Annotated in this window: 13 protein-coding genes and 3 tRNA genes; 9 read left to right on the plus strand and 7 right to left on the minus strand. The window is 72.5% G+C overall.

Features of this window, described 5'->3' with window-relative positions; translation table 11 throughout:
* Positions 1-84: 84 nt before the first annotated feature.
* From RB614_RS37575 to RB614_RS37585, 3 genes are all read right to left on the minus strand, one after another.
* Positions 85-156: transfer RNA gene (locus RB614_RS37575), tRNA-Val, on the minus strand.
* A 12-nt stretch (positions 157-168) separates the two neighbouring features.
* Positions 169-239, minus strand: a tRNA-Cys gene (locus RB614_RS37580).
* 37 nt (positions 240-276) lie between these two features.
* Positions 277-349 (minus strand) — tRNA-Gly (locus RB614_RS37585).
* A 381-nt stretch (positions 350-730) separates the two neighbouring features.
* Here RB614_RS37585 and RB614_RS37590 point away from each other — a divergent pair.
* Together RB614_RS37590 and RB614_RS37595 are read left to right on the plus strand one after the other, a co-directional pair.
* Positions 731-2,542 carry a hypothetical protein gene (locus tag RB614_RS37590; protein ID WP_308717472.1) on the plus strand — a complete coding sequence of 604 codons (1,812 nt, stop codon included), beginning with the start codon at positions 731-733 and terminating at the stop codon, positions 2,540-2,542.
* Positions 2,539-3,444 (plus strand): 5'-methylthioadenosine/S-adenosylhomocysteine nucleosidase family protein, encoded by a 906-nt coding sequence (locus RB614_RS37595; protein WP_308717473.1) that lies wholly within the window; start codon positions 2,539-2,541, stop codon positions 3,442-3,444. The genes RB614_RS37590 and RB614_RS37595 overlap by 4 nt, the downstream gene beginning before the upstream one ends.
* A gap of 24 nt (positions 3,445-3,468) precedes the next feature.
* Here RB614_RS37595 and RB614_RS37600 read toward each other — a convergent pair whose 3' ends face one another.
* Positions 3,469-3,699 (minus strand): hypothetical protein, encoded by a 231-nt coding sequence (locus tag RB614_RS37600; RefSeq protein ID WP_308717474.1) that lies wholly within the window; start codon positions 3,697-3,699, stop codon positions 3,469-3,471.
* 117 nt (positions 3,700-3,816) lie between these two features.
* On the opposite strand from RB614_RS37600, the gene RB614_RS37605 reads away from it, so the two are divergent.
* Together RB614_RS37605 and RB614_RS37610 are read left to right on the plus strand one after the other, a co-directional pair.
* Positions 3,817-5,193, plus strand: a complete 1,377-nt coding sequence (locus tag RB614_RS37605; protein ID WP_308717475.1) for a cellulase family glycosylhydrolase — start codon at positions 3,817-3,819, stop codon at positions 5,191-5,193.
* Positions 5,194-5,300: 107 nt separating this feature from the next.
* Positions 5,301-6,341 carry a Gfo/Idh/MocA family protein gene (locus RB614_RS37610; protein WP_308717476.1) on the plus strand — a complete coding sequence of 347 codons (1,041 nt, stop codon included), beginning with the start codon at positions 5,301-5,303 and terminating at the stop codon, positions 6,339-6,341.
* A 34-nt stretch (positions 6,342-6,375) separates the two neighbouring features.
* Here RB614_RS37610 and RB614_RS37615 read toward each other — a convergent pair whose 3' ends face one another.
* Both RB614_RS37615 and RB614_RS37620 read right to left on the minus strand, forming a co-directional pair.
* The gene (locus tag RB614_RS37615; protein ID WP_308717477.1) at positions 6,376-7,065 is read right to left on the minus strand and encodes a carbon-nitrogen hydrolase family protein; all 690 of its coding nucleotides are present in this window, start codon (positions 7,063-7,065) and stop codon (positions 6,376-6,378) included.
* Positions 7,062-8,051, minus strand: coding sequence for an NAD-dependent epimerase/dehydratase family protein (locus RB614_RS37620; RefSeq protein WP_308717478.1), 990 nt, complete (start codon positions 8,049-8,051; stop codon positions 7,062-7,064). The genes RB614_RS37615 and RB614_RS37620 overlap by 4 nt, the downstream gene beginning before the upstream one ends.
* Positions 8,052-8,145: 94 nt before the next feature.
* Here RB614_RS37620 and RB614_RS37625 point away from each other — a divergent pair, with 94 nt between their 5' ends.
* The 3 genes from RB614_RS37625 to RB614_RS37635 all read left to right on the plus strand — a co-directional run bounded on the left by RB614_RS37625 (position 8,146) and on the right by RB614_RS37635 (position 11,206).
* Positions 8,146-9,579 (plus strand): FAD-dependent oxidoreductase, encoded by a 1,434-nt coding sequence (locus RB614_RS37625; protein ID WP_308717479.1) that lies wholly within the window; start codon positions 8,146-8,148, stop codon positions 9,577-9,579.
* A 118-nt stretch (positions 9,580-9,697) separates the two neighbouring features.
* On the plus strand, positions 9,698-10,012 hold the full coding sequence (locus RB614_RS37630) for a hypothetical protein (protein WP_308717480.1): 315 nt from the start codon (positions 9,698-9,700) through the stop codon (positions 10,010-10,012).
* Positions 10,013-10,219: 207 nt separating this feature from the next.
* The gene (locus RB614_RS37635) at positions 10,220-11,206 is read left to right on the plus strand and encodes a sigma-70 family RNA polymerase sigma factor (RefSeq protein WP_308717481.1); all 987 of its coding nucleotides are present in this window, start codon (positions 10,220-10,222) and stop codon (positions 11,204-11,206) included.
* Here the strand turns inward: RB614_RS37635 and RB614_RS37640 are convergent.
* Positions 11,111-11,542 (minus strand): STAS domain-containing protein, encoded by a 432-nt coding sequence (locus RB614_RS37640; RefSeq protein WP_308717482.1) that lies wholly within the window; start codon positions 11,540-11,542, stop codon positions 11,111-11,113. The genes RB614_RS37635 and RB614_RS37640 overlap by 96 nt on opposite strands.
* 139 nt (positions 11,543-11,681) lie before the next feature.
* Here RB614_RS37640 and RB614_RS37645 point away from each other — a divergent pair, with 139 nt between their 5' ends.
* Both RB614_RS37645 and RB614_RS37650 read left to right on the plus strand, forming a co-directional pair.
* Positions 11,682-13,016, plus strand: coding sequence for an FAD-binding oxidoreductase (locus RB614_RS37645; protein WP_308717483.1), 1,335 nt, complete (start codon positions 11,682-11,684; stop codon positions 13,014-13,016).
* 19 nt (positions 13,017-13,035) lie between these two features.
* A complete protein-coding gene (locus tag RB614_RS37650) occupies positions 13,036-13,698 on the plus strand; it encodes a CPBP family glutamic-type intramembrane protease (RefSeq protein ID WP_308717484.1) in 663 nt (220 codons plus the stop codon).
* Positions 13,699-13,747: the final 49 nt, after the last annotated feature.

Below are 13,747 nucleotides of genomic sequence, written 5' to 3' on the forward strand. Positions count from 1 at the left end.
GATTTCTCCCAAGCGGGCTCTCCCACGAAGTAAGGCCGGCTCCTCGTTTGGAGGAAACCGGCCCTGACCTGGTCTTTTATGGAGTGGGCGATACTGGGTTTGAACCAGTGACCTCTTCCGTGTCAAGGAAGCGCGCTCCCACTGCGCCAATCGCCCGTATGTGGTGCGAGGTGGAGACGGGATTTGAACCCGTGTACACGGCTTTGCAGGCCGTTGCCTCGCCTCTCGGCCACTCCACCGAGGTGACCCCCGACGTCTTGTCGCGGCCTCACTCCGAGCGGACGACGGGACTCGAACCCGCGACCCTCACCTTGGCAAGGTGATGCGCTACCAACTGCGCTACGTCCGCGCTACCAGCCGGGATGTTTCCCGGCGACGGATCAGAACTTTAGCCCAGTCCCGAAGCAACTGCCAACTCGGTTCCCGCTCGGCGCGTCGCCGTCGGGGCGGCGCGGCCCGACTGTCGCGCATCCGTCGCGTGCGGGAACGCCGTGTGGCCGCGCCGTCCGGGGCGGCGCGGCCACCACCGTCGGGTGCCCTCGGGTGCCGAAACGCGCGGTGGCCTGGTCCGGAGCAAGATCCGGGATCCGGCGGTCACACGAACGCGGTCACACGAACGCGGGTGGGACCGGCTTGTCGGACGTATTCGCTCCGGGAACGCGCGTGGTTGGCTGTGACCAACCCCGGGGCCGAGTCATGCACCTTGTCGCCTAGCCATGGACGGTCTCACGTGACGACGCCCTATCCACGCCATTCCGCCGCCCCAGCCGCCCACCTGCCGGCCCAGGCGGCCTCGGCCCAGGCGGCCTCGGCCCAGGCCGCATCGGGCCAGGCCGCATCGGGCCAGGCCGCGCCGCCGTACGGCACGCCGGCCCTGGCCGTGCCGGTGGTCGCGGGCCCCGGCCCGTACCCCGCGCCGGCCCAGCCTCCGCCGGCCACGTACTCGGCGGCGACCCGGCACCTGTGCGCCGGTGCCTACCTGGACGCCGAGTTTCGGCGGACCAGCCTCCGTGACGTGTACTACCAGCCCAAACGGATGGTCGCCCCGTCCTACGGGTTCGACCTGGGTACCGTGCTGCTGCACTGCCTGCGGGCCCGCAACATCGCGTTCTTCCGGGACGCCACCCTCCTGGTGGTCATGGTCTTCGCGCTGGTCGCGTCCCCGCTCCCGTTCGTGGCCGCGATGGTGCTCCTCTGGACCGCCCACTTCACGGTCGAAGGGTGGCGGGTGCTGCGGGACGCGATGGGGCGGATCCGGGCCGGCGGGCAGCTTGGCACCACGATCCTGGCCCGGCTCGGGATGCTGGCGGTCCGGTGGTTCGTGAGCCAGTTTGTCCTTCTGCTCTTCGCCCTGATCGTGATAGGTCTCACGCCGGAGGAGTTCGAGGGCGAGGGGATGACCGGCTCGCAGGTCGCCGGGATCCTCCTGCTCCTGCTGATCGTCTACGCCATCCCGCTCACCGCGAACCTGGTGGTCCAGGTCCAGCTCGGCACCCTCACGCCCAACGGCTCGTTCGCCACGGCGCCGCGCGGCGAACGGTTCGACGAGATCGCCTACCAGCAGCAGGGCAACCAGGTGGTGTACAGCGGCGACTGGCCCTTCGTCGGCTCCGGCGACCCGATCGACAGGTGGTCGTTCGCCCAGCGCCTGATGCGGCCCGCGCGCCTCTTCGCCGAGCCGGCCACCGAGGCGCAGCGGGAGTTCGACACGCCGCCGTTCACCGCGCAGGAGCTCGTCGACACCGTCCGGGAGAGCCTGCGTACGTTCGCCTTCGAGCCGGACCCGGAACGCCGGCTGCCCGCGCTCACCGTGGAGGACCGGCTCTTCGTCGCCGGTACCGAGATCTCCCACCTCGTGCCGCACACGACGCCCGACCGGATGGCGCAGGCGATCCGCTACCCGACCAACCCGGCCCGGCACTACCTGGTCTGCCAGGTCGTCTCCTGGAACGGCGAGCTGGTCACCACCGTGTACGTGCACGTGGCGGTGCAGGGCAGGATGCTCTACCTGGAGACCGTCACGGCCGCGCTGCCGCCCTGCAAGGAGGAGTACCGGATCGTCGACCAGGTCGGCGGCACCGGACCCGCCGCCTACGGGAAGGCCGTCCTGGACGGGATCCTGGACACGCCGCGGCTGGCCGCCTCCGCGCTCGCCAACCTGGTGCGCACCGGGTTGGAGGTGCTCGGCGGGGCGCTGTCCAGCGCGGGCGTGACGGTCGACCGGGCGGTCACCCGCGGCTACGACTACGGCGCCCGCTACGGGGTCCGGGACCTCGGCCGGGCCGTCGCGGAGCGCCACCACCTCCAGGCCCAGGACATCGACAAGTACGCCAAGCTCGTCCGGCGGCGGATCATCGCGACCGTGCTCGACTTCCTGGACGCGCGTGGGGTGGACACCGCCGAGTTCGTCGAGCGGGCGGTCAACATCCTGAACGCGGGCGCGATCCACACCGGCACCGGCAACATCACCATCGACGGGCCCGGGGTGGGCAACCAGACCAACAACTACGCGGGACCGGCGGCACCCGGAGGCGGGAAATGAACGGGTACAACATCGGCGCCATCCACCACGGCCACGGCGACATCACCGTCAACGGGCCCGCGGTGGGGGACCAGACCAACGTGTACGGCGCGCCGGCGCGCTCCCAGCCGGCCGAGCGGGTGGACGTCGGCGTACTCACCGTGCTGCCGGAGGAGACGCGCGCGGTGGTCGACGCCTTCGCACGCTCGCAGCGGTACGCGACCGCGCAGGTGCCCGGCGGCCCGATGGCGTACCACGGGCGGTTTCCGGCGGTCGGCGGTGGCGGCATCAGCGCGGTACTGACCCAGACGCTCGACCGGGGGCCGCGCTCGGCGGCGGTGGCGTTCACCCGGATGCGGCGGCTCTGGGCGCCACCGGTGGTGCTGCTGGTCGGTATCGCGGGTGGCATCGGCGAGGGCGTGCGGGTCGGTGACGTGGTCATCGCCGACCAGGTCGTCTACTACGACGCGCGGCGGGTCTCCGCGTCCGGCACCCACCGCCGGGGGCAGGACCAGCCGGCCGCCGCCGTGGTGCGGCACCGGGTCAACGACTTCCTCGTCGAGTGCCGAGGCACCGTGCCGTTCGGCGCCGGCGCGGTGCGGGTCCACAGTGGTCCGATCGGCTCCGGCGACGCGGTCGTCACGGACGCGTACTCGGACATCCGCCGGTTCCTGCTGGAGTACAACGAGAAGACGCTCGCCGTCGAGACCGAGGCGGCCGGCGTCGCGCAGGCCTGCTACGAGGAGATCGGCGAGGACGCGACCCTGCGCGGCTGGCTCGCGATCCGGGGCATCTCCGATCGCGCCGACGCGGCCAAGGGCACCGCGCACCACCAGGCGGCGGCGGAGCGGGCGGCCGCCGTACTCGTGCGGTTGATGCCTTTCCTCGAGGTGGCCACGGGCGGCGGCCCGCCGGCGGTCTGAGCCGCCGCGGGCCCGCCACCGCGGTCAGCTCAGGCGCGAGCGGAGCAACTGCTTGCCCTGCTCGGCGCCCTTGCGGCTCTCGCCCTGGGCGCGCCGGAAGAAGTCGGCGAGCTGGCTGTCGCCTTCGCGCTCGGCGTCCTGGATGTACGTCTCCAGCCGCAACGCGTTGCTCAGGCACGCCTCGGTAAACCAGATGATGTTGTAGTCCTTGTCCTTGGTGCCGGTGATCTGGCCGGTCTCCTGCATCATCGTCATAGCTACCGCCTACCCCGGGCGGGCCGATCTATTCGCCCGGGGTGGCGGAGCGCTTGACTTTGTTAGTCAACTTTACTTACCTTTCCATCGAGATCCCTCACATCGATGGAGGAGACTATGGCGAGGGTGCGCCTTGTGTTGGCCGCGCTCCTGGCGCTGGGCGCTGGCGCCGCCGGCATACTGGTGGCGGCCGCTCCGGCCCAGGCCGCCGGGGTGACCGCCACGTTCAGCAAGGTGCAGGACTGGGGCTCCGGATACGAAGCCAAGATGACCATCACGAACGGCACCGGCGCGACGCTCAGCGGCTGGACGGTCGCCTTCGACCTGGCCGCGGGCACCAGCGTCGGCAGCTACTGGGACGCGCTGCTCACCAGCTCGGGCAACCGGCACTCGTTCCGCAACCGCGACTACAACGGCACGCTGGGCGCGGGCGCGAGCACCACGTTCGGCTGGATCGGCAGCGGCGCCGGCGTCCCGACCGGCTGCACGATCAACGGCGCGCCCTGCGGCGGCGGCCCGGCGCCGTCCCCGTCTCCGTCCTCCCCGCCCGCGTCCACGCCGCCGCCCACCTCCGGCACGCCGGTGGCGCGAAACGGCCAGCTCCGGGTCTGCGGCACCAAGCTCTGCAACCAGCAGGGACAGCCGGTGCAGCTGCGCGGGATGAGCACGCACGGCATCCAGTGGTTTCCCAACTGCTACGGCAACGCGGCCTTCGACGCGCTGGCCACCGACTGGCGGGCCGACGTGGTGCGGATCAGCATGTACGTGCAGGAGGGCGGCTACGAGACCGACCCGCGCCTCTTCACCGACCGGGTGCACAGCTACATCGAGCAGGTCAGCGCCCGCGGCATGTACGTCATCGTGGACTGGCACATGCTCGATCCCGGCGACCCCAACTACAACCTGTCGCGCGCCCGCACGTTCTTCACCGAGATCGCCCAGCGGCACGCCGGCAAACCCAACATCCTGTACGAGGTCGCCAACGAGCCCAGCGGCGTGAGCTGGTCCAGCATCAAGTCGTACGCGGAGCAGATCATCCCGGTGATCCGCGCGCAGGACCCGGACGGCGTGGTGCTGGTCGGCACCCGGGCCTGGTCGTCGCTCGGCGTCTCGGAAGGCGCCAGCGAGAGCGAGGTCGCCGGCAACCCGGTCAACGCCGCGAACGTCATGTACACGTTCCACTTCTACGCCGCCTCACATGGACAGTCCTATCTGGACACATTGTCCCGCGCGGCCGACCGCATCCCGATGTTCGTGACCGAGTTCGGCACCCAGACCTCCAGCGGCGACGGGGCGAACGACTTCAACCGCGCCCAGCAGTACCTGGACCTGATGGCCAGGAAGCAGATCAGCTGGGTCAACTGGAACTTCTCCGACGACACCCGCAGCGGCGCGGTCCTCACCACCGGCACCTGCCCGAACGGCCCGTACGCCGGGACCAGCCGCCTCAAGCCGGCCGGCTCCTGGATCCGCGACCGTATCCGTAACCGCTGACGGGGTTTGCGCGTCTGCCGGAGGGGCGGTAGCTAGGCTGGACGTGATGTGCTCCGGCGGGTGGTCCCGCCGGAGCACGACCGAAGCGTCCGTGGGGAGAGAGCCTGGTGAGCGATCCCATCCGCACCGCCGTCATCGGGTACGGGCTGGCCGGGCGTGTCTTCCACGCGCCGCTGATCAGCGCCGACCCGGCGTACGAGCTGGCCGGCATCGTGACCGCCGACCCGGCGCGCTCGGCCGAGGCGGCCGCCCGCTACCCCTCCGCCCGCATCCTGTCCAGTGTGGACGAGCTGCTGATCGCCGCGGACGGCTTCGACCTCGTCGTGGTCGGCGCGCCGACTCCGGACCACGCGGCCGTCGCGACCCGGACCCTGGAGCGCGGGCTCGCCACCGTCGTCGACAAGCCACTGGCTGTGCGGAGTGTGGATGCCGCCGCGCTCATCGAGCTCGCCGCGCTCGGCGGTGTGCCGCTGACCGTCTTCCAGAACCGGCGCTGGGACGGCGACTTCCTGACCGTGCGCAAGCTGGTCGAGGCGGGCGCGTTCGGCGACGTGTGGCGGTTCGAGTCGCGCTTCGAGTGGCACAGCACCCGCCCGCGTCCACAGTGGAAGCAGGAGACCGCCGGCGTCGACGGCGGCGGCGTGGCGTACGACCTCGGCGCGCACCTCGTCGACCAGGCGGTGCAGCTCTTCGGGCCGGTCGCGTCGTACTACGGCGAGCTGGACCGCCACCGGGCCGGCGCGGTCAACGACGACGACAGCTTCATCGCGCTCACCCACACCTCCGGCGTGCGGTCGCACCTGTCGATGAGCAGCATGGTGGCGCAGCGCGGCTTCCGCTTCCGGGTGCTCGGCTCCGGCGCGGCGTACACGAAGTGGGGGCTCGACCCGCAGGAGTCCCAGCTGGCCGGCGGCATGTCCCCGCTCGACGAGGGCTTCGGCGTGGAGCCGGCCGAGGCGTGGGGCAGGCTGGGGCGCGAGCCGGACGCCGTGCCGCTGCCGACCGAGCGGGGTGGCTACCGCGAGTTCTACGCCCGGCTGGCGGCCGCGCTGCGCGGGTCCGGCCCGTTGCCGGTGGACCCGCGCGACGCGCTGGTGGCGATCGGCATCATCGAGGACCTGCAGGCGCAGAGCACCGCCCTCGGGTAGCCGGCGGCGGCGCTGAGGCGGCTGCGCCGCGAGATCACGAAAGCAGGGTGAGGGTCGCGCGTACCACCTCGCCGGGCTCCGGGCCGGCCAGGGCGACCACCTCACCGGTCGGCGCGACGACGGTCGAGCGGCCCGCCGTCGTGTCGTAGCCGCCGCCGGTCGGGCCGGCGAAGCTCGCCACCGCCACCCATACGCCGTGCGTGGCGGCGGTGCGGTGGGCCCGCTCGGCCAGCACGTCGGGGCGGTCTTCGGCGACCCCGGCCACGTACGCGTCGATGCCGAGCGCGGCCGTCTGCGCGGCGTGCCGCGGTACGCCGGTGTCCTTGCAGATGGCCAGCCCCAGGCGCCACCCGTCGACGTCGATCGCGGCCGGCTCGGTGCCGGGCACGAAGCGGGTGGACTCGCCGCCGCCCAGGTTGAGCTTGCGGTAGGCGACCGCCACACCGCCACCGTCCACGGCGAGCGTCGCGATGTGCGGTCCCTCGACCGGGGCACCGACCAGGGCCAGCGCGCCGCTCGCGGCGCACGCCTCGACCAGCGGGGCGAGCCGCGGGTCGCCGATGTCTACTGTGGAGGCCTCCAGCTCGTACCCGGTGAGGCTCATCTCGGGGAAGACCACCACGCGCGTGCCCGCGGCCCGCACCACGGCGGCGTGCGTGGCCACGTTGGTGGCCAGGTCGTGTGAGACGACGGGCGGCTGCGCGACGGCGATGGTCAGGGTCATGGCGTGTACGCGGCGGCGAGCTTGTCCATCGCGGCGTCGAAGCGGGGGTCGACGCGGCGGCGGGCCGGGTCTTCGTCGTGCCACTCCACGATCTCCCGGGCGCCCTGGTGGAACGGGATCGTCGCGACGAAGCCCGGCACCAGCGCGCGCAGCTTGGCGTTGTCGAAGACCATCGAGTGCGTCTTGTCGCCGAGCAGCCCGGCACCCCACTGCGGGTCCTCGGCGGCGATCGCGTCGGACGGCACGTGCACGATCCGCGGCTCCACGCCCGCGGCGTCGGCCAGGTGGTGCGCGATCTGGTCCCAGGTCAGCACGTCGTCGGAGGTGATGTGCACGGCCTCGCCGATCGCCCGCGGGTGGCCGAGCAGCGGCACGAACCCGCGCGCGAAGTCTCGCGTGTGGGTGAGCGTCCACAGTGAGGTGCCGTCGCCGTGCACGACGACCGGCTTGCCCTGCCGCATCCGCTCGACGACCGTCCACCCGCCGTCGAACGGGACGAGCGTGCGGTCGTACGTGTGCGAGGGGCGCACGATCGTGGCCGGGAAGCCGCTGTCCCGGTAGGCCGCGACCAGCAGGTCTTCGCAGGCGATCTTGTCGCGGGAGTACCGCCAGTGCGGGTTGCGCAGCGGCGTCGACTCGACCACCGGCAGCCGCGCCGGCGGGGTCTGGTAGGCGGAGGCGGAGCTGATGAAGACGTACTGCCGGGTGCGGCCGGCGAACGCCGCCAGGTCGGCCCGGACGTGCTCGGGTGTGAAGGCCACCCAGTTGACCACCGCGTCGAACTCCAGGTCGCCGAGCGCGGCGGCCACCGAGTCGGGGTCGCGCACGTCCGCGCGGAGCACGGTGGCCTCGGGCGGCAGGGGGCGGTGCGTGGTGGTGCCGCGGTTCAGCACGAACAGGTCGATGCCGCTCGCCACGGCGAGGCGCGAGGAGGCGGAGCTGATGATGCCGCTACCGCCGACGAAGAGCACCCGGAGATCAGCCACGCCGCCACCTTAACGCCGATCCGCGAAACGAGTGTGAGGAAATATCATGTCTCGGATCATGATCGCGAACCGTCCACTGTAGAGAGGAACCCTGATGGGTGTCACCCGCAAGGATGCGTTGCGAATTCTCGGCGGTACCGGTGTGGCCGCGGCGGCCGCCGCGCTGGCCCCCGGCTCCGCCGCCTCGGCCTCACCGGCGCACCCGGCCTCGGCCTCCGGCGAAGGCGCGGGCGGCGGCGCCATCCGCCGCGACGTCTGCGTGATCGGCGGCGGCTCCAGCGGCACGTACGCCGCGGTCCGCCTGCGTGACCTCGGCCACAGCGTGGCGGTCGTGGAGCGGGCCGGGCGGCTCGGCGGGCACACCGAGACCTACCACGACCCGGCGACCGGCGGCAGCACCGACGTCGGCGTGCTGATCTACCACGACATGCCGCTGGTACGGGACTACTTCGGCCGCTTCGACGTGCCGCTGGTGCGGTACACCGGCCAGGGCGGCACGGCCAACCACTACGTCGACTTCCGCACCGGCCTGGTCGTGCCCGGCTACACGCCGCCGGCTCCCGCCGCGCTGCCCGCGTACGTCGCGCTGCTGCAGCGGTACCCCTACCTCGACCAGGGCTTCGAGCTGCCCGATCCGGTGCCGGCCGAGCTGCTGCTGCCGTTCGGCGAGTTCGCGGTGCGGCACGGGCTGGAGTCGATCGTCCAGCTGCTCTTCGGGTACGGCCAGGGGCTCGGCGACATCCTCCGGATCCCGGCGATCTACGTGCTCAAGAACGTCAGCCTAAGCGTGATCAACAGCGTGCTCACCGGCTCGCTGCTCATCACCGAGCGGCGCGACAACAGCGAGCTGTACGAGAAGGCCACCGCGTTCCTCGGCCCGGACGTGCTGCTCGGCGCGACCGTGCGGAGCGTGCACCGCGGCCCGCACGGCGTCCAGGTGCTGGTGACCACGGCGGACGGCCCGCGGGTGATCCTCTGCCGCCGGCTGGTCGTCACCGCCCCGCCGCTGCTGTCCACTTTCGACGGCTTCGACCTGGACGCGACCGAACGGGCCATCTTCGGCCGCTTCCGCCACCACCACTACTGGACCGCCGTGGCCCGCCTCTCCGGCATGCCCGCCGGCGTCTCGCTGGTCAACGTCGGCGCGGACACGCCGTACAACCTCGCGCCGCTGCCCGGCTTCTACGGCCTCACGGTGACCGGCGTACCCGACCTCTGGGGCGTCAAGTACGGCAGCGACGGGCAGATCGCCGACGCCACGGTGCGGGCCGCGATCGTGGCGGGCATCGAGCGGCTGCGGACGGCCGGCTCGTACCCGGTGGAGCTGGACGGGCTGGAGTTCTTCAAGGCGCACAACCCGTTCGAGTTGGTGGTCCGCCCCGGCGACATCGCGGGCGGCTTCTACCGCCGGCTGTACGGGCTGCAGGGGCGAAACAACACGTTCTACACCGGAGCCGCGTTCCACACGCACGACTCGTCCCTGTTGTGGCGGTTTACGGAGGAGCTGCTGCCGCGCATCGCCGCCTGAGCAAGCCGTTGACCCCCGTTCCCGCTCTTAGTAAAGTTTCCTTCTAATTCGTCCGGCCGTGCTCGCAGGGGAGGCGGGCACGGCCGGAAGTCCGCTGGCATGGCCCGTTGGAGCGTTCATGAAGATGCGCAAGCTCGGCCCGATGCTCGTCGTTTCCGCCCTCACCACCGCCGGCCTCGTCGGCCTCTCGCCCGGGAGCGCGCTGGCCGCCCCCACCGACTGCACCATCTCGTTCAACGGCAACCCCCGGACCGTGCAGAGCTACTGCGCGGGCGGCACCGGTGAGCACCGCATCCACATCGTGCTTCGCCACTTCCTGCCCGAGGTCGGCCTCATCCCGGTCGAGGGCAACTGGGCGCCGGTCGGTGGCGTGTCCATCACCGGCTACCCGCCGCACACCATCGAGAACGTCTGGATCGAGAAGCGGGGCTGAGGTCCCGAGGGCGGCCGCCCGCCGACATCCCCCACGGCACCGGGCCGCCCTCCACTCGTTTCCAGATGGACCTGATGTCCGCTCAAGGGCGAGCGGGCATCAGGCCTGGTCGACCCGATGGTGCGCCCACCCGGCCGGCTTCGGAGAAGCAGCTTGTCAGGGGTGTCGGGTAGGTTGAGGCCAACGAGGGCCGATGGGGGGTTCACCATGGGTGAGGCCACGAGCGTCGCGGGCGTCGAGATGCGCCTGGAGGAGTTCCGCACCGAGCTCAATGGCTACTGCTACCGCATGCTCGGCTCGGCGTTCGAGGCCGAGGACGCGGTGCAGGAGACGATGGTGCGCGCCTGGAAGGCGTACGACCGGTTCGAGGGGCGCTCGGCGCTCCGCTCCTGGGTGTACCGGATCGCCACGAATGTCTGCATGGACATGCTCGGCAGCGCCCAGCGCCGGGCCCGGCCGATGGAGCTCGGCCCGTCGTCCAAGACGCGCGAGGTCACCGAGGTCGTGACCCTCCCCGAGCAGGTGTGGGTGGGTCCCGTGCCGGACAGCCGGGTGGTGCCCGACCGGAGCGACCCGGCCGACGTGGCGGTGGCCCGCGACTCGATCCGGCTGGCGTTCGTCGCCGCGCTCCAGCACCTGCCGCCCAAGCAGCGCGCGGTGCTGATCCTGCGCGAGGTGCTCGCCTGGTCCGCGCAGGAGACCGCCGAGCTGCTCGGCCTCACCGTCGCCTCGGTCAACAGCGCGCTCCAGCGAGCCCGGGCGACGATCTCCTCGGTGGATATGACCGGCGACCGGCTCGAGCCGCTCGACCAGGAGCAGAGCGACCTGCTCGCCCGCTACGTGCGGGCCTTCGAGGCGTACGACATGGCCTCGCTCGCCGCGCTGCTGCACGAGGACGCGACGCTCTCCATGCCGCCGATCCCGCTCTGGTTCCGCGGCCACGACGAGATCGCCCAGTGGATGCTCGGCCCCGGCGCCCCGTGCCGCGGCTCGCGGCTCGTCCCGACGGTGGCCAACGGGCTGCCCGCCTTCGGGCAGTACCGGCCGAGCGGCCCCGGCGGCCGCCACGAGCCATGGGCGCTCATCGTGCTGGAGATCTCAGCCGGCAAGATCGCCGCGGTCAACTCGTTCCTGGACGTCGAGCGGGTCTTCCCGCTCTTCGGGCTCCCGCCCCACCTCGACGAGGCCGGCTGAGCCGTCGCCCAGGGGCAGCACCTCGCTCAGGCCGGCTGAGCGGTCGCCTGGCGGCGGCAGCAGGGGCAGCACCTCGCTCAGGCCGGTGAGCTGGAGCAGGTCGCGCAGGCGCGGGTGCGCGCCGTAGAGGCGGATGACGCACCCCAGGCGCCGCGCCGCCAGCTGCAGCCGGGCCAGCACGTCGACCGTGCGCGCGTCCGGGTCGGTGATCGCCCGGACGTCGCAGACCACGACCTGGGCCGGGCGCTCCCGCACGATCGCGGCGAGACGCGCGGAGAGCGCCGGCACGTCCGCACGGCCGGCCGACGGACCCATCACGAACACCGGCGCGTCCATGCCAGGCCTCCAGTCGCCGGGGTGCGGGTACACACGTTGAGACCGGCCGCCGGGCGGAAAGTCATCGCGGGCCGATGAGTTCGGCCGCCCACGGCCGTCTGACCCCCTGACAGAGCGATCACCACCAAGGGGGAACGTCATGAACCCGCAGGCCCTACGGCAGCGGTTCGCCGGCCAGGTGCACCTGCCCGGCGAACCCGGATACGACGAGAACCGCCGCTCCCTCAACCCCGCCGTCGACGCCCGCCCGGCCGCCGTCGTCGAGGCCGCGAGCGCCACCGACGTACGCACCGCGCTGGTCACCGCCCGCGCGCTCCAGGTGCCGTTCTCGGTGCAGGCGACCGGCCATGGCACGCACGCGGCCAACGACGGCGGTATCCTGCTGCGCACCTCCGGCCTGGCGGCCGCGCTGGTCGACCCGGACCGCCGGATCGCCCGGGTCGGCCCCGGCACCCGGTGGCGCGCCGTGCTGGTGGCGGCCGCGCCGTTCGGCCTCGCCCCGCTCTCCGGCTCGTCGCCGGACGTGGGCGTCACCGGGTACACGCTCGGTGGCGGTGTGGGCTGGCTCGGCCGCCGCTACGGTTTCGCGGCCGACAGCGTCGTACGCGCGGAGGTGGTGACCGCCGACGGCCGCGTGGTGACCGCGAGCGCCGACCGCCACCCGGACCTGTTCTGGGCCCTGCGCGGCGGTGGCGGCAACTTCGGCGTGGTGACCGCGCTGGAGTTCCGCCTCCACCCGGTCGCCCGGGTCTTCGCCGGCGCCGCGTACTTCGCCGCCGACCGCGCCGCCGAGACGCTCGCCTGGTATCGCGACTGGGCCGCCACCGCGCCCGACGAGCTGAGCACCGCCGCGCTGCTGCGCCGCATGCCCGACTCGCCGGACGTGCCCGAGGCGGTGCGCGGCCGGCGGGTACTGATGATCAAGTCGATGTACGCCGGGGACGCCGACCAGGCCCGGTGCCTGCTGCGTCCACTGTGGAACGCGGCCGGGCCCGTGCTCCACGAGGAGCTGGCGACCACGCGGTACGCGGACGCGGCCATGGGCGGCACCGCGGCCCGTTACCTGAACCTCTTCCCGGCGCTGCCCGACCCGGTGCTGCGCGCGCTGGCCGGCGCGCACGAGGACGGGCTGGCCTCCACCGTGGAGATCCGGCACTGGGGCGGCGCGATGGCGGCTCCCGCTGCCGGTGCCGGGCCGGTGGGGCACCGCGACATGCCGTTCTCGGTGATCGTCGACGCGCTGGTGCCGGCGCTGGAGGCGGCCCTGCGGCCGTACGGCAGCGGCGGCTCGTTCCTCAACTTCCTCGCCGACCCGGGACGGACCGCCAGCGCGTACACCCCGGAGAACCTGCGGCGGCTGCGGAGCGTCAAGGCCGCGTACGACCCGGACAACGTCTTCCAGGTGGGCCACAACATCACCCCGAACGTAATCACCCCGGACGTTCACCCGGCGGCCCGCGTGGCGGCCCGCTGACCGCCGTACCGTTGCGGTCGTGGACAAGACCGCGGCCGCGCCCCCGCGGCCGGCCACCAGGGTGTGGCTGGCCGCGGAGTTCCTGGCCCTGTTCTTCGGCGTCGTCGGTGCTTACGCGCTGGCCGGCAGCCCGGGCAGCCCGATCCCGTTCCTGCTGGTCGGCGCCGTCGCCGCGTACGTCTACCTGCGTCGGCAGCCCGGCTTCGAGCGGCGCGACCTGACCCGGGCGGCCGCGGTGCCGCCGGCGCTGCCGGCGATCCTGGCCGGCTGGGCGGTGGCGGCGGTCGTGGGTGTCGTGGTGCTTGCGGTGGCCCGCCCGGAGCAGCTCCTCGACCTGCCCCGCGAGGAGCCGCTGCTCTGGGGGCTGGTGGCGGTCTTCTACCCGCTGCTCTCGGTGTACCCGCAGGAGCTGATCTACCGCGCGTTCCTGCTGCACCGGTACGCGCCGCTGCTCGGCACGGGCGCCGGCGCCGCGACCGCGAGCGCCGCCGCGTTCGGCTTCGCCCACGTGATCTTCGGCAACGTGCTGTCCGTGCTGCTCACCCTCGCCGGCGGCTGGCTCTTCGCCCGGCGCTACCAGAAGAGCCGCTCGCTGCTGGCCGCCTCGGTCGAGCACGCCCTGTACGGCGTCCTCGCCTTCACGATCGGCTTCGGCGACCTCTTCTACCACGGCGCCCGCTAGGGCCGTGTACCCTGGCTGGGTGATCGCGATTTCGGCCCAGGTGATGATG

Origin of the sequence: Phytohabitans maris (genome assembly GCF_031085175.1) — a bacterium.
Taxonomy (GTDB): Bacteria; Actinomycetota; Actinomycetes; order Mycobacteriales; family Micromonosporaceae; genus Phytohabitans; species Phytohabitans maris.

Excerpts from the sequence above, each read along its gene's own strand:
- RB614_RS37600 (WP_308717474.1), bottom strand. The coding sequence starts at position 3,699 with ATGACGATGATGCAGGAGACCGGCCAGATCACCGGCACCAAGGACAAG.
- RB614_RS37625 (WP_308717479.1), top strand. The coding sequence starts at position 8,146 with ATGGGTGTCACCCGCAAGGATGCGTTGCGAATTCTCGGCGGTACCGGT.
- RB614_RS37635 (WP_308717481.1), top strand. The coding sequence starts at position 10,220 with ATGGGTGAGGCCACGAGCGTCGCGGGCGTCGAGATGCGCCTGGAGGAG.
- RB614_RS37640 (WP_308717482.1), bottom strand. The coding sequence starts at position 11,542 with ATGGACGCGCCGGTGTTCGTGATGGGTCCGTCGGCCGGCCGTGCGGAC.
- RB614_RS37630 (WP_308717480.1), top strand. The coding sequence starts at position 9,698 with ATGAAGATGCGCAAGCTCGGCCCGATGCTCGTCGTTTCCGCCCTCACC.
- RB614_RS37645 (WP_308717483.1), top strand. The coding sequence starts at position 11,682 with ATGAACCCGCAGGCCCTACGGCAGCGGTTCGCCGGCCAGGTGCACCTG.
- RB614_RS37605 (WP_308717475.1), top strand. The coding sequence starts at position 3,817 with ATGGCGAGGGTGCGCCTTGTGTTGGCCGCGCTCCTGGCGCTGGGCGCT.
- RB614_RS37615 (WP_308717477.1), bottom strand. The coding sequence starts at position 7,065 with ATGACCCTGACCATCGCCGTCGCGCAGCCGCCCGTCGTCTCACACGAC.
- RB614_RS37595 (WP_308717473.1), top strand. The coding sequence starts at position 2,539 with ATGAACGGGTACAACATCGGCGCCATCCACCACGGCCACGGCGACATC.